Annotated in this window: 18 protein-coding genes and 1 pseudogene; 15 read left to right on the top strand and 4 right to left on the bottom strand. The window is 39.8% G+C overall.

All coding sequences use genetic code 11. The features are described from left to right. Nucleotides 1-15 precede the first annotated feature (15 nt). The 9 genes from HMPREF2637_RS09320 (at nt 16) to HMPREF2637_RS09280 (ending at nt 8,395) form a co-directional block, all read left to right on the top strand. The gene (locus tag HMPREF2637_RS09320; RefSeq protein WP_002891816.1) at nt 16-1,047 is read left to right on the top strand and encodes a 3-deoxy-7-phosphoheptulonate synthase; all 1,032 of its coding nucleotides are present in this window, start codon (nt 16-18) and stop codon (nt 1,045-1,047) included. Nucleotides 1,048-1,131: 84 nt separating this feature from the next. Then, nucleotides 1,132-2,163, top strand: a complete 1,032-nt coding sequence (locus HMPREF2637_RS09315) for a 3-deoxy-7-phosphoheptulonate synthase (RefSeq protein ID WP_064523065.1) — start codon at nt 1,132-1,134, stop codon at nt 2,161-2,163. Between the two features lie 2 nt (nt 2,164-2,165). Next, nucleotides 2,166-2,519, top strand: coding sequence for a holo-ACP synthase (gene acpS, locus HMPREF2637_RS09310; RefSeq protein WP_002891813.1), 354 nt, complete (start codon nt 2,166-2,168; stop codon nt 2,517-2,519). Nucleotides 2,520-2,546: 27 nt separating this feature from the next. Further along, complete coding sequence (alr, locus tag HMPREF2637_RS09305; protein WP_064523063.1) at nt 2,547-3,650, top strand: alanine racemase; 1,104 nt, start codon at nt 2,547-2,549, stop codon at nt 3,648-3,650. A 132-nt stretch (nt 3,651-3,782) separates the two neighbouring features. Further along, nucleotides 3,783-5,801 carry an ATP-dependent DNA helicase RecG gene (gene recG / locus HMPREF2637_RS09300; protein WP_070840039.1) on the top strand — a complete coding sequence of 673 codons (2,019 nt, stop codon included), beginning with the start codon at nt 3,783-3,785 and terminating at the stop codon, nt 5,799-5,801. An 11-nt stretch (nt 5,802-5,812) separates the two neighbouring features. Then, nucleotides 5,813-6,319 (top strand): hypothetical protein, encoded by a 507-nt coding sequence (locus HMPREF2637_RS09295; protein ID WP_070840032.1) that lies wholly within the window; start codon nt 5,813-5,815, stop codon nt 6,317-6,319. Between the two features lie 614 nt (nt 6,320-6,933). Next, a complete protein-coding gene (locus tag HMPREF2637_RS09290; protein WP_070840029.1) occupies nt 6,934-7,371 on the top strand; it encodes a hypothetical protein in 438 nt (145 codons plus the stop codon). A gap of 193 nt (nt 7,372-7,564) precedes the next feature. Then, on the top strand, nt 7,565-8,173 hold the full coding sequence (locus HMPREF2637_RS09285) for a DUF2975 domain-containing protein (RefSeq protein WP_070840026.1): 609 nt from the start codon (nt 7,565-7,567) through the stop codon (nt 8,171-8,173). Nucleotides 8,174-8,182: 9 nt separating this feature from the next. Continuing rightward, on the top strand, nt 8,183-8,395 hold the full coding sequence (locus HMPREF2637_RS09280; protein WP_002884695.1) for a helix-turn-helix domain-containing protein: 213 nt from the start codon (nt 8,183-8,185) through the stop codon (nt 8,393-8,395). Between the two features lie 142 nt (nt 8,396-8,537). Here the strand turns inward: HMPREF2637_RS09280 and HMPREF2637_RS09275 are convergent, their stop codons facing one another. From HMPREF2637_RS09275 to HMPREF2637_RS09265, 4 genes are all read right to left on the bottom strand, one after another. Beyond that, nucleotides 8,538-10,127, bottom strand: a complete 1,590-nt coding sequence (locus tag HMPREF2637_RS09275; RefSeq protein WP_070840023.1) for an ATP-binding cassette domain-containing protein — start codon at nt 10,125-10,127, stop codon at nt 8,538-8,540. A 167-nt stretch (nt 10,128-10,294) separates the two neighbouring features. Then, nucleotides 10,295-11,164, bottom strand: coding sequence for a helix-turn-helix domain-containing protein (locus HMPREF2637_RS09270; protein ID WP_070840020.1), 870 nt, complete (start codon nt 11,162-11,164; stop codon nt 10,295-10,297). Nucleotides 11,165-11,309: 145 nt separating this feature from the next. Further along, complete coding sequence (locus HMPREF2637_RS11330) at nt 11,310-11,453, bottom strand: hypothetical protein (RefSeq protein WP_013991161.1); 144 nt, start codon at nt 11,451-11,453, stop codon at nt 11,310-11,312. 3 nt (nt 11,454-11,456) lie between these two features. After that, the gene (locus HMPREF2637_RS09265) at nt 11,457-12,425 is read right to left on the bottom strand and encodes an asparaginase (RefSeq protein WP_049553917.1); all 969 of its coding nucleotides are present in this window, start codon (nt 12,423-12,425) and stop codon (nt 11,457-11,459) included. 71 nt (nt 12,426-12,496) lie between these two features. On the opposite strand from HMPREF2637_RS09265, the gene HMPREF2637_RS09260 reads away from it, so the two are divergent. The 6 genes and pseudogenes from HMPREF2637_RS09260 to HMPREF2637_RS11205 form a co-directional block, all read left to right on the top strand. Beyond that, a complete protein-coding gene (locus tag HMPREF2637_RS09260; RefSeq protein WP_049545361.1) occupies nt 12,497-13,882 on the top strand; it encodes a Cof-type HAD-IIB family hydrolase in 1,386 nt (461 codons plus the stop codon). 117 nt (nt 13,883-13,999) lie between these two features. Further along, a complete protein-coding gene (locus HMPREF2637_RS09255; protein ID WP_064523054.1) occupies nt 14,000-15,199 on the top strand; it encodes a DUF6574 domain-containing protein in 1,200 nt (399 codons plus the stop codon). A 46-nt stretch (nt 15,200-15,245) separates the two neighbouring features. Next, nucleotides 15,246-16,973 (top strand): zinc ribbon domain-containing protein, encoded by a 1,728-nt coding sequence (locus HMPREF2637_RS09250; RefSeq protein ID WP_064523051.1) that lies wholly within the window; start codon nt 15,246-15,248, stop codon nt 16,971-16,973. 216 nt (nt 16,974-17,189) lie between these two features. Then, nucleotides 17,190-17,636: a LytTR family DNA-binding domain-containing protein gene (locus HMPREF2637_RS09245; RefSeq protein WP_041817277.1), complete on the top strand. Its 447-nt coding sequence runs from the start codon at nt 17,190-17,192 to the stop codon at nt 17,634-17,636. 4 nt (nt 17,637-17,640) lie between these two features. After that, nucleotides 17,641-18,336, top strand: a complete 696-nt coding sequence (locus tag HMPREF2637_RS09240) for a LiaF transmembrane domain-containing protein (protein WP_013991155.1) — start codon at nt 17,641-17,643, stop codon at nt 18,334-18,336. A 96-nt stretch (nt 18,337-18,432) separates the two neighbouring features. After that, a pseudogene (locus tag HMPREF2637_RS11205) lies at nt 18,433-18,505 on the top strand (carboxypeptidase); the annotation flags it as partial.

The raw sequence follows: 18,505 nt of genomic DNA, 5'->3' as shown, positions 1-18,505 counted from the left end.
AAATAGGTAATTATTATGGTTTTTAAAGCAGTAAGTGAAAAAATTGATTTTGATGCAGTTAAAGAATCAACTACATTAACAGGTGAAGCCCTTGCCAAGAAACAAGCTCGTGATAAAGAGCTTGAAGCAATCATCAAGGGTGAAGATGACCGTACGCTTTTGGTTATTGGTCCATGTTCATCTGATAATGAAGAAGCTGTTCTTGATTATGCTCACCGTTTGGCTAAACTTCAAGAAGAAGTTAAAGATAAAGTCTTTATGGTTATGCGTGTCTATACAGCTAAACCTCGTACAAATGGTGATGGCTATAAAGGACTTGTACACCAACCTGATGCTGAAGGGAAACCAAACCTAATTAACGGTATCAAGGCTGTGCGTAACCTTCACTACCGTGTTATCACTGAAACTGGTATCACAACTGCTGACGAAATGCTTTACCCAGAAAATCTTCCTTTGGTAGATGACCTTGTGTCATACATTGCCGTTGGTGCACGTTCTGTAGAAGACCAACAACACCGTTTTGTTGCGTCAGGTATTGATGTTCCAACTGGTATGAAGAATCCAACATCAGGGAACCTTAACGTGATGTTTAACGGTATCTACGCCGCACAAAACAAACAAAACTTCCTCTTTAACGGTGAAGAAGTTGAAACTCCAGGGAACCCATTGGCACACGTTATTCTTCGTGGTTCAACGAATGAATATGGTAAAAACGTACCTAACTTCTACTATGATGATGTGCTTGAAACAATTGAACACTATGAACAAATGGGCCTTGAGAATCCATTCATCGTTATTGATACAAACCATGATAACTCAGGTAAACGTTACTTGGAACAAATCCGTATCGTTCGCCAAACCTTGATTAACCGTGACTGGAATGAAAAAATCAACAAAGTTGCACGTGGTTTCATGATTGAATCTTACCTTGAAGATGGTCGTCAAGATGCACCAGATGTCTATGGTAAATCAATCACTGACCCATGTCTTGGTTGGGATAAGACAGAAGAATTGATTCGTGAAATCCACGATACTTTGTCAAAATAATAAGGTAACAGAAACCATATATGGGGAGTGAACCGTTTGGATGACCAAGCGGTTCGCTCTCTTTTCACAAAGAGAGGGAAATAAATGGGAATTCATCAAAATAGTCCGCTGATTGATGTAGCGGAAGTAAGGAAATTACACGCTCTTACGGGAGACGCTTTAGTAACTAAACAAGCTAATGATGAGGCTTTGGCAAAAATCATCAAGGGTGAGGACAAACGTCTTCTCTTGGTTATTGGTCCATGTTCATCCGACAATGAAGAAGCGGTCCTTGATTATGCTCACCGTTTGGCCAAACTTCAGGAAGAAGTGAAAGATAAAATCTTTATTGTTATGCGTGTTTATACAGCCAAACCACGTACTAATGGAGATGGTTATAAGGGGCTTATCCACCAACCAGACGCAGAGGGTGATGTAGACCTTCTTGCTGGAGTTAAGGCGGTTCGCCATCTTCAGTCACGTATTATTACTGAAACAGGCCTTCCAATCGCTGATGAGATGCTTTATCCGTCAAATCTTTCCTTCTTTGATGACCTGCTTAGCTACCACGCTGTTGGAGCACGTTCGGTTGAGGACCAAGAGCACCGCTTTGTAGCTTCAGGTATTGATGTGCCAATTGGTTTGAAGAACCCAACGTCAGGAAATTTGAATGTCATGTTTAATGGTATCTATGCTGCGCAGAACCAACAGCATTTCCTTTACAATGGCGCTGAAGTTAAAACAGATGGTAACCCACTCGCTCACGCTATCTTGCGTGGTGCCAACAATGAAAATGGACAGAACATTGTCAACTACCATTACGAAGACTTGGTTAAGGCTTTGGACAAGTATAGTGCATTTAATTTGGAAAACCCATTTATTCTTGTTGATACAAACCATGATAACTCAGGTAAAAACTTCATGGAACAAGTTCGTATTGTGCGTGAAGTCCTTCTTAACCGTGAGTGGGATGAACGTATCGCGGATACCGTGCGTGGCTTTATGATTGAGTCTTACCTTGAGGATGGTCGTCAAGACACACCTGAAGTTTATGGTAAATCAATTACAGATCCATGTCTTGGTTGGGATAAGACAGATAGCCTTATTCGTGAAATCCACAATCGACTTTCGTTATAATTATGATTTTTGGACATGGTATAGACTTGCAGGAAATTTCAGCTGTAAAAAAGGCTTATGACCGCAATCCACGCTTTGCAAAAAAGGTATTGACACCAAAAGAGTGGGAGCGTTTTGAATCCCTTTCTGGTAATCGTCAGATGTCCTATTTAGCAGGGCGCTGGGCCGGTAAGGAAGCATTTTCAAAGGCTTGGGGTACTGGTATTGGAGCAGTCGGCTTTAAGGATATTGAAATATTGACCAATGACAAGGGAGCTCCAGTGGTGACCCAATCACCTTTTGAAGGCAAGGTTTTTATCTCGATTTCCCATAGCGGTGATTTTGTTCAGGCAAGTGTCATTTTAGAAAAAAACTAAGAGATAGATGTTGGAAGAGGATAGCTTATGATTTCAAGTTTACATCGACCAACCTTGGCAAAGGTTGATCTATCAGCAATTTCAGAAAATATTGAACAAGTGGTTAGTCACATCCCTAAACAGGTAAAGACTTTTGCAGTTGTTAAGGCCAATGCTTATGGTCATGGCACTGTCGAAGTGGCCAAGCATGTATCTAAGCAGGTGGATGGTTTTTGTGTTTCCAACCTAGACGAGGCGCTTGAACTTCGTCAAGCTGGCTTGGAACAACCGATACTTATTTTAGGAGTAGTCTTGCCAGACGAGGTTCCTTTGGCTATTCAAGAAAACATCACGCTGACGATAGCTTCCCTTGAGTGGTTGGAAATGACTAAGAATCAAGGGCTTGATTTGACTGGTTTAACCTGTCATATTAAGGTTGATTCAGGTATGGGCCGTATTGGGGTGCGTAGCCTAGAGGACGCAGATAACTTGATTGCTGGTCTGAAATCACTTGGTGCGGATGTCGAAGGTATTTTTACTCATTTTGCAACGGCTGATGAGGCAGATGATAGTAAATTCAAGCGTCAATTGGCCTTCTTCACGGATTTGGTTAATAACTTGGTGGACCGTCCTCGCTTGGTACACGCTAGCAACTCTGCGACAAGCATCTGGCATGCAGAAACAGTCTTTAATGCGGTGCGTCTGGGTGTCGTCATCTATGGTCTCAATCCTAGTGGCAGTGCTTTAGACCTTCCATATAGGATTCGTCCTGCTTTAAGTTTGGAGACTGCACTTGTTCATGTTAAGGTCCTGCCAGCAGGTCAAGATGTGGGTTATGGTGCAACCTATACGACGACAGCTGATGAGGTTATTGGAACCATTCCGATTGGCTATGCGGATGGTTGGACCAGGGATTTACAAGGTTTCCACGTTATTGTGGATGGACAGCTTTGTCCTATTGTTGGGCGTGTGTCTATGGACCAGATTACCGTTCGTCTTCCTAAGGTTTATCCCCTAGGAACTCCTGTCACTCTTATGGGTGAAAATGGGGGAGCAAGTATTACTGCGACAGAGGTGGCTGAAAAACGTGGTACTATCAACTATGAAGTTCTTTGTTTACTTAGTGACCGTGTACCTCGTAGCTATGATTAATATCAATAAAAAGAGAAATCCAGTTTGATGCTGGATTTTTTGGTTTTAGTGAAGACCATTTTCATGTGTTATAATAGCTGATAAGGCTTCCTTTTTCACGGGAAGAAGAACACGATAGAAATGATAGAGGATATGATTCAACTAGATTCACCAATTGCGGATTTGAAAGGCTTTGGGCCTAAGTCCGCTGAAAAATTTATCAAATTAGATTTACACACGGTTGGGGACCTCTTGCTTTATTTTCCTTTCCGATATGAGGATTTTAAGAGTAAGTCTATCTTTGAACTGATGGATGGCGAAAAGGCTATTATTACGGGAACAGTGGTGACGCCTGCCAATGTGCAGTATTATGGCTTTAAACGGAATCGTCTGAGTTTTAAAATCAAGCAAGGAGAGGCTGTGATTGCCATTAGTTTCTTCAACCAGCCTTATCTTGTGGACAAGATTGAGATGGGGGCAGAAGTGGCTATTTTTGGCAAATGGGACCAGAAGAAGTCTGCTGTGACTGGTATGAAAGTTCTGGCTCAAGTTGAGGACGATATGCAACCAGTCTACCATGTGGCCCAGGGTGTTAGTCAGGCCCAACTGATAAAGGCCATAAAGGCAGCTTTTGATAGTGGGGCCCTTAATTTGTTGGAGGAAAATCTCCCTCAGGTGCTGCTGGACAAGTACCGTCTCATGGGACGTCAAGAGGCTGTGCGTGCCTTGCATTTTCCGAAAGGTTTGGCTGAATATAAGCAGGCTCTACGTAGGACCAAGTTTGAGGAGCTCTTTTATTTCCAGATGAATTTACAGGTGCTGAAGGCTGAAAATAAGTCCGAAACCAATGGTCTAGCAATTGCTTACGATAAAGCCAAAATCAAAGCCAAAATTGCAGCATTACCATTCCCCTTAACAGAGGCCCAACAGCGTAGTTTATCGGAAATCCTAGCTGATATGAAATCTGGGGCTCATATGAACCGTCTCTTGCAAGGAGATGTGGGCTCAGGGAAAACAGTTATCGCTAGCTTGGCTATGTATGGGGCTTATACGGCAGGATTTCAGTCTGCCCTCATGGTACCGACGGAAATCTTAGCAGAGCAGCATTATCAGAGTTTACAGGGCCTTTTTCCTGAGTTAGAGGTAGTGCTCCTAACTTCTGGAATGAAGGCCGCGGATAAGAAAGTAGCTCTTTCCAGAATCGAATCTGGGGAGGCTCAGATGATTGTGGGAACCCACTCGTTGATTCAAGATGCAGTGACTTATCATAGTCTTGGGTTAGTCATTACTGATGAACAGCACCGATTTGGAGTTAATCAACGTCGTATTTTCCGTGAGAAGGGTGACAATCCTGATGTCCTCATGATGACGGCAACCCCCATTCCTAGGACTTTGGCGATCACTGCCTTTGGGGAGATGGATGTATCTATCATTGACCAGATGCCAGCTGGACGTAAGCCCATCATCACCCGTTGGGTTAAACATGAGCAGTTAGATACTGTATTGACTTGGATTAAGGGGGAGTTGGAAAAAGATGCTCAGGTCTATTTTATTTCTCCTCTGATTGAAGAGTCTGAGGCTCTTGATTTGAAAAATGCCGTTGCTCTTCACCAGGAACTCACAGAGTTCTTTGGGGATTCAGCTACAGTAGCTCTGATGCACGGTCGTATGAAAAATGATGAAAAAGACCAAATTATGCAAAATTTCAAGGACAGAAAATCTCAGATTTTAGTATCGACCACAGTTATCGAAGTAGGGGTTAACGTGCCAAATGCTACAGTTATGGTCATTATGGATGCGGATCGTTTTGGACTTAGCCAGCTTCACCAGCTTCGAGGGCGTGTAGGTCGTGGCGATAAGCAGTCCTACTGTGTTTTGGTGGCTAATCCTAAAAATGATACTGGTAAAAAACGCATGCAGGCCATGTGTGAGACCACGGATGGCTTTGTTCTAGCTGAGGAGGATCTTAAAATGCGTGGCTCAGGTGAAATCTTTGGGACACGTCAGTCAGGTATTCCTGAATTTCAGGTGGCCGATATTGTGGAAGACTACAATATCTTAGAGGAAGCCAGACGGGTGGCTAGCCAAATTGTATCTGACCCTAACTGGCGAGAGAATCCTGAATGGCAGGTGCTAGGGGCACATTTGAGAAGCCAAGGCGAGTTTGATTGAGGAGGAAACCAATGAACAAAAGACGGTTAAAACTCGATTTTTTTGCTATCTTGCATCCCTTGTTTCTTATGATGTTAGGTCTTATATTTTATTTTTTCGCCTTCATCTTGATTTGGTTTATTACCGAATTGACAAAGCTGATAGAAGGAAAGACAGACTTTCATACCCTATATCTTTATTCACTTCTTATCTCTCTAGCTTGTTCGATATTACTGATTATGTACGTCGCGGGTCTTATAGCTCAACTGATTATCCATATACAGCATCAAAAGGAAAGAACGCTTTTGCCAGTCTGGTGCATGCTTACAGCTGTACTGATGCTTGTGCCCCTATTCGAAGATTTTAGTATCTTAGGCTCGTCCTGGAATTTTAAAGGGTATTTTCTTTCCATAGTTGCTTACCTTGCCTATCTTTTTACAAAGCTACCCAAGGTTATTGAAAGTTACCGCTATCATGCGACAATTCGCTATGCCGTTTGGGTCGCTCTGGTCTTGGGAATTATTTTATCCATGCTTTAGACAGAAAAACTCTCAGTGAAAGCACTGAGAGTTTTAAGTTTCCTTCAAGTTTATTACAAGCTTTCTTTAAGTTAGAGACCCTATAATAAAACCATCAAAACGAGATAGGTTTTGATAATAAAACGTTTTGGCCAAACCATTCCTACTAAGGAGGACATAACAATGACAGTAAAAATCAAAGTAACCTACAACCCAAATTTCCAAAAGGATCCTCAAGACTTTAAGTTTTATCAAAACTAATATTGTGGCTAGGAAGAGGCTAAATTTACCCATATTCTACAACTTTCATCCCTCATTTTCCAAAATCCCTTTTTTCCTTTTTTTCATTAGGTAGAATCCCTCTTCTTAAACTCATAAAAAGTCTAGACGGAAGCATGACCAGTCTAGGTGATTAAAATAAGTAAGCTAACCAGTTGAGATTTTCTTGACTGGTTTTTATTTTTTGATTTTTAGACAAAAAATATCGAAAAACGATAAAAATGTGTTGACAAGGAGAAATAAAGAGTGTAATATATAATTATCGATAAACGATAATAAGTTTTCGATAAAGACAATCTTATTCGCGAAAAAGAGAAATTATTTACTAAAACTATTTAACAAAGGAAAAACTTATCATGAAAACACTTAAACCAATCATCAACGCTCTTCTTATTCTTCTTATGGCAATCTACGGTCTTGCAATGCTTGCTTTACTTATCCTTCCTTTTGTGGATGTGACTAATCTTTTCCCAGGTGCTGAGGTTCATTACCTTTCTGGATGGGGTTACTGGCTAGTCGCAGAGTTACAATTTGCCTTCTATCTTGCCTTGATTTGTCTTCTTCGTAAAGAGCTTAAAGACTTTACTTGGAAGGCACTTTGGACAGAAGATTTCTCTCTCTTCTTGAAAAAGGCTGCTCTCTTAACCTTTGTGCCATCAGCCTTGAATATCTTCTTGCAGTTGGGAACGACAGATCACCTAGTAATGGACTTCAGCACATCAGTTTGGATCTTCTTGGTCTCTCTAGCTTGTGATGCTATCCGTCTTCGTAAGGGACAAACAGCTGTCAAATAATTGAATGTATCTTAGTTGAAAAGTAGTAAAATCTTATCTATAAACTAGTATTTTATATTGATATTCGATATAATTGATACTGTTAATAGTTAGCTGCTGATTTAGTATAAGGTCAAGGGCTCCTAGAGGCACCTTGGCTTTTTCTAGTCTATACTCCCAAAAAATCAAAATGTATTTACAATCGAGGTAACACATGACAACTATCTTATTCTATTTTTTAATCGTCCTAGCCTTGGCTGGCTCTAGTTATTATGGTTGGAAATCGGCTAAAAGTGCTAAAAATCGTCAAGAAACGCAAGAACAGAAACGTCTGCGTAGTGTTCTCCTGTTCGTTAATGTCCTCCTTTTTGCGGGTTTTTTAAGTCTTGTTATTACTATTCTTAATGATGCCTTTATCCTGACTGGTCATGAAGGACTCTTACAACAAGGTTTGCGTATGCTTCTCGGCTCGGGAGTTACCGTGAAAAGTAGTAGCACTAGTCTGACGCTTTTTGCAGCAACCATTGATTTCCTTCGTATGGTAGTCAACATAGGTTTCTTGTTGTGCCTACGTGCCTTTTTGATTAACCTTTATCGTTCTGATATTTTCATCTCTAAAAATGCTAAGTTGGTTCGTTGGTCAGCGCATTTGCTAGTTCTTGGGGCTTTTATCAATAATGGTATCTTTACGTTTGGAACAGGCAACCAGAGTTATAGTTTCTTTAACATCAGTTATTTGCTAGTTAGCTTTGTCCTCTATGCTGTCGCTATGATTTTGACTAAGGCTAATGCCATTGCTGAGGAAAATGAGTATACGATTTAGGAGGGGCTTATGATTATTGTCAATTTGGACGTTGAACTTGCCAAGAAGAAGATGCGCTCGGGTGAGCTGGCAGAACGGATTGGTATTACCCCAGCCAATCTCTCGGTTCTTAAGACAGGAAAGGCCAAGGCAATCCGTTTTACAACACTGGACGCTATTTGTAAAGAGTTAGATTGCCAACCAGGAGATATTCTTGAATATAGACCAGACGAAGAAAACTAAAAGCCTGAAGCAGTTCAGTCACTTCTATAGTGACCATGCTTCAAGCTTTTTTTATTTTTTCTTCAACCATGCGACCAGGGCTAGACTGGCTAGCACGGTACCACAGACCATGGTGATATGTGTTTTTGAGAGTGTCATCGTTTTATAAGTCTATAAACTCATTCAAATCTATTATTTCATCAAATTGTTGGTTAATTCTATCTGTGTCTACATGTGTGATGTAAATAATTAATTTACTCGTTTGTAAAAGTCGATTCTCTATTTTGGATAAGGTTTCAAGGTCAATACCAGAAGAAAATTCATCTAAAAATAAGATATCCGTCTTCATCAATAAGGCTCTTGCCAAAGCAACTCTCTTGGCTTCTCCACCTGAAAGTTTTATGGCATCATTTGAAAGCATTAACTCTAAAGACTCTTTATTAGCCCACTTAGATAATTCTACAAATTTCAATGTCTCAAACAGTTCCTCTTCTGAAACATCCTCAGAAAATAGAGTAAGATTATCACGAAGTTTTGCATTGAACATATGGGGGTGTTGGGGTACATAAGCTACATTATCAAAGATACTACTTTCTTTGATTCTTTTGACATCAATACCATTAATTTTAACTGTTCCTGTATAATCGTTATACTCTCGTAGGATTGCTTTTAATAGTGTGGTTTTACCTGTTCCACTCTTTCCTTTTAATAGATACTTCTTATGTTTATAAAACTGCCCATTAAAGAGTATAGATTTCAAATTATTGTTAATACGAAAATTATCGAATGAAATAACTTCAATACATTCCAGATTATTAAGATCTTCATCTGCAACTTGAAATTCATTAGAAAGAGTCTCTATAGTCTTCTTACCACTAATGAATTTAGCTAACAAATCAGAAGAAGCATAGATTGGGTAAGAAATCCTGACTAATAATTGTGAGAATGCTATTAAACTCCCTAATGTCAGTTGACTATTTATAATTAATAGTCCCCCAATAATCCAACTCCCAAAATAAAGAACATTTGAAAACAGCTGATTTAAACTGATAACAACATATTGAGATTTTTCAACATTTGTTTGGCGTTTAAGTAACTTTAAAGTTTGACTATCAAAGACTCTATTAATGTCGAAACTCTTGTTTGCAATTTTCCAATCAGGTATACCTTCGATGAGATCTTGAATAGCTGATACTGAAGTATTAGTAGTTTCAATTAACTCTTCTTGTTTCTTTTCTAAAGGAGTTTTAAAGAGTACAGCTACAAAAAGATTTGGTAGGCTTAAAAGCAGAGTTAAAGCTGCTAATAAAGGATTAAGGTAGAGAGAAACAATTATGGCAATAATTAATTGGCAGATTAAGTAGCCACCCCAGTATACGGAATAAAAATAATTAAATTCAATTTGATCTATTTGAGTAGTTAATGAGGCTAGAAGTTTGTCATTTTTATTTCCTGTGAGTAACTCTAAAGGTGTTTTCTGAATACCTTGGAAAATAACATTCCTATAAGCATATGCAGACTTCTTACTAATGATTGCTGTTAGTGATTGTTGAAAATAGTAGATAAGTGTTTGAATCAACAAGAACACAACTACAAAAATAGATGTAACAACATAGCGACCCACTCCAAGTTTGATAGAGTCAATGATTAGTTGCATCAAATAGGCTTCACTTACCATTGCAATAGACAATAAGATAGTAAGTATTGAATATACTAGGATATCTTTTTTAACAACTTTATAAACAGATTTCATTAGTCTCTCCTTGGTTATAGATACTGCAATATTATCACCGTAGCTTATGCGTGTCAATATAATGTATTGTTATTTTATTTAAAAATATACAATATAAGTATATAGAAAAGGCTTGAAACATGCTGAAGAAGCATCTCTCAAGCCTTTTGTACTATTATAGAGTATAGTTAGTTGAATGTTTTTGATATGTAATGTTCAACTCTTAAAGCCATTTCCTTATTGTCATCTAGGTGCTTGTAAATATAGAGAGCATTATCAAAATATTCTTTAGCTTCATTTTGATCAGAAAAATCTTCACAAATGTTACCTAACAATAGATACAAATCTGCAAGTAAATAAGTCGATTTGAACTCTTTACATATTTTTATAGTTAGAGATAGTTTTTTAATGGCCTCTTCAGTTTTACTCTGGAGCCATAAGTAGCGTCCTAAATTGTAATTGAACTTAATGGCTAATTCTAACTCTTCTATTGTTATTAGACTCAGTTGCTCAACTCTTACAGACAAATCATTTTCAATTTCCTTAAAACGATCCAAGTTCTTTGTCTCATAATAGAAATTAAATAGACTATTTAAAATTTGAAGATAGTGTATATCAGTCTCCTTAAGTTGCTTGATAGCTTTTTCTAACCTAGAAATTCCTTCTTCTTTTTGGTTATAAAAGTAAAAGTCGAGTAGCGAGGCAATCCATTCCATATATATCTTGTCTGAAAGTGGTAGACGATGTGAGGTTTCTTTTTCTAATTCATAGATATAATTTAAAGACTCATAATCTCTCTGCGTAATAAACGTTTTTGATAACTTTTTGAAATTATTGAGCTTGTTACTGTCACTTGAAATTTGCTCATCAAAGAAATAATCCATACTGACATTTAATTTTCTAGATAACTCATGAAGAAGCACTGAACCGGGAATATATTCCCCATTCTCGAGGCGACTAATTTGTCCTTGTTTGCAGATTCCTTCTGCTAACTCTTTTTGTGACATCTTCAATTCTTTTCTTCTGTTCTTTATTCTAGATGCTAATAATGTGCTCATAGTTATCCCTTTCTCAGCTAATAGGCACTATCTATTTTATCACTAAATATAATAAAAAATTAAACAAGAATACATATTTGAATATTATAGTAAAAAGCCTGAAGCAGTTCAGTCACTTCTATAGTGACCATGCTTCAAGCTTTTTTTATTTTTTCTTCAACCATGCGACCAGGGCTAGACTGGCTAGCACGGTACCACAGACCATGGCGATATGTGTTTTTGAGACTGTCAGCTCATAGTGGAAATCTTTATTTTCCAATTTATCGGTTGCTTCAATACTAAGTTTCATGTCTTATCCCTCGATATAGTCTTTCAATTCTTGGTCTTTAAGTCCCGCACTGAGTGCGATGAGGAGTTTGAGGCGAGCCTTTGGTGCGTTGAGTTCTTTAACAAACATAACGCCAGCTTCTTGGAGTTTGACTCCCCCGCCTTCATAGGCGTAGACAGGTTCGGCGATACCGTTGAAGCAGCGGGAAACGAGCACAACAGGGACTCCTTTTTCCATAAGATTTGTGATTTCTCTTGCAGCCAATGGTGGGAGATTTCCGGCACCTAGTGCCTCGATAACCACGCCATCAATCTTTTCAGGGTCTAGGAGACTGATGATTCCATCTCCGATACCCATCCCAGCATAGGCCTTGATGATTGGTACTGTTCCTGTGATTTGTTCCAAGTCAAAGCGTACACGAGGCTCAGCAGTTTTGAACCAGAGGATGTCATGCTTCATGATGATGCCTAGTGGACCATGAGTTGGTGTGTGGAAGGTTGCCACGTTTGTGGTATGGGTCTTAGTCACATACTTGGCTGCATGGATTTCATCATTCATAACGACCAGGATTCCTTTGTCAGTGGCCTTGTCGTCGCTAGCAACACGTAGGGCTGAGAGATAGTTATAGACTCCGTCGCTTCCTAGTTCGTTCGACGAACGCATGGCACCAGTTAGGACGATTGGAATCTCAGGGACGGCCATGGTGTCTAGGAAGTAGGCTGTCTCTTCCAGAGTATCTGTTCCGTGGGTGATGACCACACCATCATATTGCCCAGCTGTTTCCTTGATTTTTTTGTAAATATCCAGCATGTGGTAGGGTGTGATATGCGGGCTGGGGATATTAAGAAAATCGAGAACGGTTAGTTCTAAATTGTCTAAATCAAGTCCCACATGGTTCATGGGATTATCAGCGTTTTGGCTGACCTTGCCATCATTATCCGCTGACATGGAAATTGTTCCTCCAGTGTGAAGAACTAGGATTTTTTTTGTCATTTATATTACTCACCATTATATTATATGTTATAATTTATTTTAGCATAAAATGTGAGAAGGAGGGGAGCTCTGTGGCCATTAAAGCAGTCTTTTTTGATATTGATGGGACTTTTCTAAATGACCGAAAACGTGTGTCAAGTTCAACCAAAAAAGCTATCAGTCAAATGAAGGAAGATGGTATCTTGGTTGGTTTGGCAACAGGTCGTGGTCCAGGATTTGTTCAGCCTTTCATGGATAATCTGGGTCTGGATTTTGCAGTCACTTATAACGGTCAGTATATTTTGACTCACGACAAGATCCTTTATCAAAACCAGCTCCCTAAATCAACAGTCTACAACTTGATTCGCTATGCCACCAAGCACCGTAGAGAGATTTCTCTAGGGACTAGTACAGGTCTTGTTGGTTCCAATATTATCAGTATGGGGACGAGTAAGTTTGGACAAATCGTCAGCCGTATTGTCCCTAAGTCCTGGGCTAAGATGGTGGAGCGTAGTTTCAAGTCTTTGATTCGTCGTTTCAAGCCACAAAGCATTGAAACCCTTAAAACTATCATGCGTGAGCCTATTTATCAGGTAGTTATGGTAGCGACGGTGGGTGAAACACAAGATATTGAAGAAAAATTTCCTCATGTGAAGATTACCCGCTCAAGTCCTTACTCAGCCGATATTATTTCAGCGGATCAATCTAAGTTGAAAGGTATCGCTCATCTAGGTGAGGTTTTTGGTTTCGAACTCAGTGAGGTTATGGCCTTTGGGGATTCGGAAAATGACCTAGAAATGCTGTCTGGCGTCGGCGTTGGTGTTGCCATGGGAAATGGTGAAGACGAACTGAAAGACCAGGCTACCCATGTCACTGATACTAATAACCAGAATGGGATTGCCAAAGCCTTGTCACACTATGGTTTGATTCACTTTGAAACAGAGAATTCATTTACCAGTGATGATGACAACTTCAACAAGGTTAAGGATTTCCACCATTTGATGGATGGCTCAACTACCGACATGCCTCGTGTTTACGGTATTGAGGAAGCTAGTCACCGTTCGGATTTCAAGTTGGAAGAAATTGTCGAATTTCTTTATGCTTCATCAGGTGGGGACAAGCGTGTCTTTGGTCAGGCTGTTCTGGATTTGCATGCTGCCCTTGATAAGGCAGCCCTCAAAGTTAGTTCTAAAGAGCACTCAGAGTCAACTATGGTTGGTCAGGTGGATGCATTGACTGACTTGCTTTACTTGACCTATGGCTCATTTGTCCTTATGGGGGTAGATCCTAAGCCTTTCTTTGATACGGTTCATGAGGCTAATATGGGTAAAATTTTCCCAGATGGCAAGGCTCACTTTGATCCTGTGACTCACAAAATTCTTAAACCAAGTGATTGGGAAGCGCGATTTGCACCAGAACCACACATTAAACGTGAGCTAGATCGTCAGATTCAAAAATCTCTACAAAGAAGTAAATAAGAAGTTATAAAGGTTTGGACAGTTTGCTCCGAACCTTTTTCTAATAAAAATGACATTTATTAATGGATTTATTTGTGATAAAATAAAGTCATTCTATGTATTTTTAAGGAGATTATTATGACTAAAGCAGATTGGTTAGATTTTTTTGAAGCCATCAATGGTCGTTCAGCGACTGAAGAAGAAATTGCAGCAGCACTAGCAGCTGGTGAGTTTCAAGATGACGCACCAGCACAACCAGCATTTGCTGATGTTCAAGAAACACCAGTACAAGAAGCGCCAGCGCAACCAGCTTTCGCTAGTGCCAAAGAAACACCAGCACAAGAGGCGCAGCCACAACCAACTTTCGCTGGTGCACAAGAGGCGCAACAACAACCGACTTTCGCTGGTGCACAAGAAGCACAACCGCAAGCTCCTTTTGCAAATGCTCAGGCTGCTCAAGCACAACCAACCTTTGCAGGGGCTCAAACAGCTCCAGTCCAAGGAGTGCCAAATCAAGCAGTGCAACCACAAGCTGGTTTTGCGAATGCTCAAGCTGGTCAACAAACAGCTTTTGCTAACGGTCAACCTCTTCAACCAGGTCAAAACGTTCAATTTATCAATGGCCAAGCCGTAGTTGTTCCAGCACAACCATCAGCATTTGCGACAACTTTCAAAAACTACTGGACATGGTTGCTTAATGCATGGCGTCGTCCAGCTGACATGACAGATTATGGTAAACACAATGGTTGGCTTAACTATATCTTCTTGTCACTCTTCACTGGACTTGCATCCTTTGCAATTTTGAGCGCTATGGCACGTAAAGTGGTTAACTCAATTGTGTCAACCACAAATGTACTGTCTAGTATGTTTGGTTCTTATGGAACAGATGCTTACTCATCTCCAGTTTCAAGTCATACATCTAGCATTGGTTTTGGAGCCTTCTTTGCAAGCATCCTAGCTGCCTTCCTCTTTATCTTTGCCTTTATCTTGGCAGGATTTGTAACACGTAAGGCCATCTTCCGTGATCCTGAGACTACTTTCTTGAATAGCTTTGACCGTTTTGGTCGCTTGACATCATTGGCATTGCCAATCTTGCTAGTAACAATCTTGTTGGGAGCTATTGGACTTGTTGCCTTCCCAGGATTCTTGTTCTATGTTGTTTACTTCTTATTTGCAATTGCTAATCTATTTACAATTGTTCCTGTAACAACAGCGTGGAAGGCTGATAAGTTCTATCAAATGATTTTGGCAGCACTTTTGAATGGTGTGATTTTGTCAATCTTGTTTGCAATCGTATTTGCTATCATGTCATCATTTTTAGTAGGTCTTCTATTCTAAGTAAACCTCTGACGATTTTTGAAAAAGCAAGTTTATAGGAGTCTTTATGGCAACAAAAGAAAAGTGGATCGATTTATTTGAAAAGGCAGTTGGTCGTCCGCCCCATGCTTTGGAGATTGAAGAAGGCCAGAAAGCAGACTTTGACTTAAAGGCTATTAAAGGCATTGCGGCAATGGGCTTGGACCAAGAGGCCACTCCTTCTGAACCAACAGAAGAAGTTGATGAGTATGACGTTGCCGAGGAAGTGTTTGAAGATGTACCGCTTGGTGATGAAGAGGAAACGACTCCTTTAGAAATTGAGGAGCTTTCACCAGTATCTCAAGCAGATCAAGGTCAAACTGAAGAGAATTCAGAGGCCGCTTCTAAAGAAGCACAAGCCATCTGGATGAAGGCTTTTAAAACCTATGTTGGACGTCAGCCTCTTCCTGAGGAATTCCTACTTGGTAAGTCTTCAGGTTATGATGTGTCAACCATCCATCAGTTTATCTCAGATGGTAAGGCAGCGAAACCAGCCAAGCCAGCCATGGCTAAAGGAAAGAAAATCCTGATTATTGCTGGTGTTGTTGCAGCAGTCTTAGCGCTAGCTGGTTACGGCTTTGGTTCTTATTACTACTCACGTGGTCAAGTAGCAGAGCGTTATGAAGCAGCAGCTAAGAAGAGTTTTAAAGATAGCTTGGAATACCAAGTATGGTCTGATACTAAAAAGGAAATTAAAACATCCGAAGTCAAGTACACAGACACTAAAAGTACACAAGCCTATAGCAAGAGCCAACTCCTGTCTGGCGAACGTATGCAAAAGGTTGGACGTCAGTTCCTTATTTTTCCTAAGTGGAGAGTCGTGGTAGATCCTGGAACGGTTGATTTAACCGTTAATACAGCTGATTTGAATGTGACTATTAACGGGGTTTCTTATGCGACTACAGATGGCAATAACTACACGGCTAAATTGAACCATCTCTATCCAGGAACTTACAATTTTGTGGCTTCTGGTAAGGTCAATGACCAAGATATCACGGTCTCATCTGAGGAAAATGTGACCTCTAAAACAGAAGTCAACCTTTCTGTAGAGTATCTTAGCTTTACCGTTAAGTCTAATCTTAAGGACGGAGACCTCTACGTTGGTGGTACGAAAGTTGGAACCCTTAACTCAGGGAAACTAGATGTTAACAAGGTAGCAGTAGCAGGTTCATCAGCTGTTTATGTTAAGAAGAATTTCGAAGATGGTAGCTCTATTAAAACAGAGACATTGTCTATTAAGAAAATCTCTGAAGGTCAAACGGTTACTCTAGATGCTGATGGTGTTCTTGACCGTGATACGGCAGATCGTCTAATGACCGCTGCTTACGGTAAATTTGGTAGCTACGCTTCTAATCACAACACGACACCAGATGGTGTATCCGACATTTTCCTTAATGGTACTGATGATACCATGTATAAGGATGTAACGGCTGATATTGATAAAAATACTACGGGTGCCAAAAACCGAGCTGCCGATAGTATTACCTTCTCAGACGTAGACGTAACAGAGGTTATTCAGACTGGTGAGAAGACCTTCAAGGTAACCTTCACGGCAGTCTATGATTTCTATTATGGCTATGATTCTAAGTTCAAGTCATCAGGAGATATTAAAGATAAAATCTCATGGTCATGTAATGTGGAATATGTTGGTGACAATAGTGATTCTAGTAGTAGCGGTTCTAACTACAGCGACTACCGTATCAATGGCAAGGCTGGCGAATCACAAAATGTGAGTCGTGAAAATACTGTGAAATAGTAGTTGCTTTCTCATAGATGCAGTCATTGTTGAACGGATTACAAATAGGAGGTTAGTCCTCCAGACTAAAAAATGAAGAACTTGGCAATTGCCAGGTTCTTTTGTTTGTCTGTTTTTACCTCTTAGGGGCTAAACTGTGCCACTTACCCAAAAGGCCTTGTTTTGTGTAAAGCAGTTGTTATAATGGAAGCATCAAAAAGACAGGAAAGGAGTATTATGAAAGTTAGAATCGAATTGGACCCATCCATGGATGAGCCTGAAATCTTGATTCGAGCTCCTCGGTTAACACAGGAATTGGCCCAGCTCCAAGAATCTATTCTAAAGAAAAAGTTAGTTCCTTTAGCCTTTTACAAGAATCGAAGCGAATATTTTCTGGATTTGGCAAATATTCTCTTTTTTGAAACAGACGGGGAAAAGATTTTTGGACATACCAAGGATGAGGCCTATGAGGTGAAGCAAAAGCTCTACGAATTAGAAGAGTTGCTCCCGATTACCTTTTGTCGGATTTCCAAATCGACGATTGTTAATGCTAAGCAGATTTATTCTTTAGAGAAGTCTTTTTCGGGGACTAGTACGGTGAATTTCTATCAGACCCACAAGCAGGTCCATGTATCAAGACGCTACTATCAAGTTTTAAAAGAACGACTAAACGAAATGAGGTAAGATAATGAGAAAGAAATTAATTGGGATCCTCTTGATCCTTTTGGCAGCTTTGGTAATTGTACAAGACTATTTTATAAAATGGGAAATTAGTATTTGGATGTTGGCCTGGGTAGTCTTATTGGCAATTTTGTCCCTTTCTAGTCTTTTGAAGCGACATTTTGGTCTTGGTTTCGCCTATGGCATTGTGGCTCTATTTTCACTTAATGGACAGTTCCATTTTCTTCCAGTATCTAATTCGGTCCTTATCTTTTCTTCGATTCTTGCAGTTATTGGCTTGAACATTCTCTTCAATCCTTCTAGTAAAACAAAGAATCGCTTTGGACTGGGTTCTACTGGCTCAGACGCTAATAATGGTGGAAATGATATTGATGTCACTTTTTCAGTAGTGACCAAATATCTCAATGACCAGCAATTTACGCATGGGAGTGCGGATGTTAGTTTAGGACAGGCTTCCGTTTATTTGGATAATTGCCGTATTGAGGGGCCATCTGCTCAGTTTGATGTGGACGTTTCTCTTGGAAGTCTTAGCCTCTATGTGCCCAGTGATTGGCGGGTGCATGTGAATGTGGATAACTCTCTTTCAGCTGTACAGCATGAGGAAAATCCTAGTAACTTAACTAACAAGGATTTCTACATCAAAGGTGATGTTTCCTTGGGTAATTTAGAAATTATTTATGTTGGTGAGAATGCGATTGATTAAGTTAGTGGAGGGAACATCTGATTAATATAATACCTATTGTTTTATCTCATCTCCTGTGATAAGATAGGCTCAATCTATTTTCAGGAGGGACAAGACATGGTTTCTACTATTGGTATTATAAGTTTATCTAGTGGGATTATCGGTGAAGACTTTGTCAAGCACGAAGTGG

The sequence above is a fragment of the Streptococcus sp. HMSC065H07 genome (assembly GCF_001837325.1).
Lineage (GTDB): Bacteria > Bacillota > Bacilli > Lactobacillales > Streptococcaceae > Streptococcus > Streptococcus salivarius_H.
The sequence above is the reverse complement of the archived record's forward strand: the minus strand, read 5'-3'. Positions and strand labels throughout refer to the sequence as shown.

Excerpts from the sequence above, each read along its gene's own strand:
- HMPREF2637_RS09320 (WP_002891816.1), top strand. The coding sequence starts at position 16 with ATGGTTTTTAAAGCAGTAAGTGAAAAAATTGATTTTGATGCAGTTAAA.
- HMPREF2637_RS09315 (WP_064523065.1), top strand. The coding sequence starts at position 1,132 with ATGGGAATTCATCAAAATAGTCCGCTGATTGATGTAGCGGAAGTAAGG.
- acpS (WP_002891813.1), top strand. The coding sequence starts at position 2,166 with ATGATTTTTGGACATGGTATAGACTTGCAGGAAATTTCAGCTGTAAAA.
- alr (WP_064523063.1), top strand. The coding sequence starts at position 2,547 with ATGATTTCAAGTTTACATCGACCAACCTTGGCAAAGGTTGATCTATCA.
- recG (WP_070840039.1), top strand. The coding sequence starts at position 3,783 with ATGATTCAACTAGATTCACCAATTGCGGATTTGAAAGGCTTTGGGCCT.
- HMPREF2637_RS09295 (WP_070840032.1), top strand. The coding sequence starts at position 5,813 with ATGAACAAAAGACGGTTAAAACTCGATTTTTTTGCTATCTTGCATCCC.
- HMPREF2637_RS09290 (WP_070840029.1), top strand. The coding sequence starts at position 6,934 with ATGAAAACACTTAAACCAATCATCAACGCTCTTCTTATTCTTCTTATG.
- HMPREF2637_RS09285 (WP_070840026.1), top strand. The coding sequence starts at position 7,565 with ATGACAACTATCTTATTCTATTTTTTAATCGTCCTAGCCTTGGCTGGC.
- HMPREF2637_RS09280 (WP_002884695.1), top strand. The coding sequence starts at position 8,183 with ATGATTATTGTCAATTTGGACGTTGAACTTGCCAAGAAGAAGATGCGC.
- HMPREF2637_RS09275 (WP_070840023.1), bottom strand. The coding sequence starts at position 10,127 with ATGAAATCTGTTTATAAAGTTGTTAAAAAAGATATCCTAGTATATTCA.
- HMPREF2637_RS09270 (WP_070840020.1), bottom strand. The coding sequence starts at position 11,164 with ATGAGCACATTATTAGCATCTAGAATAAAGAACAGAAGAAAAGAATTG.
- HMPREF2637_RS11330 (WP_013991161.1), bottom strand. The coding sequence starts at position 11,453 with ATGAAACTTAGTATTGAAGCAACCGATAAATTGGAAAATAAAGATTTC.
- HMPREF2637_RS09265 (WP_049553917.1), bottom strand. The coding sequence starts at position 12,425 with ATGACAAAAAAAATCCTAGTTCTTCACACTGGAGGAACAATTTCCATG.
- HMPREF2637_RS09255 (WP_064523054.1), top strand. The coding sequence starts at position 14,000 with ATGACTAAAGCAGATTGGTTAGATTTTTTTGAAGCCATCAATGGTCGT.
- HMPREF2637_RS09250 (WP_064523051.1), top strand. The coding sequence starts at position 15,246 with ATGGCAACAAAAGAAAAGTGGATCGATTTATTTGAAAAGGCAGTTGGT.
- HMPREF2637_RS09245 (WP_041817277.1), top strand. The coding sequence starts at position 17,190 with ATGAAAGTTAGAATCGAATTGGACCCATCCATGGATGAGCCTGAAATC.
- HMPREF2637_RS09240 (WP_013991155.1), top strand. The coding sequence starts at position 17,641 with ATGAGAAAGAAATTAATTGGGATCCTCTTGATCCTTTTGGCAGCTTTG.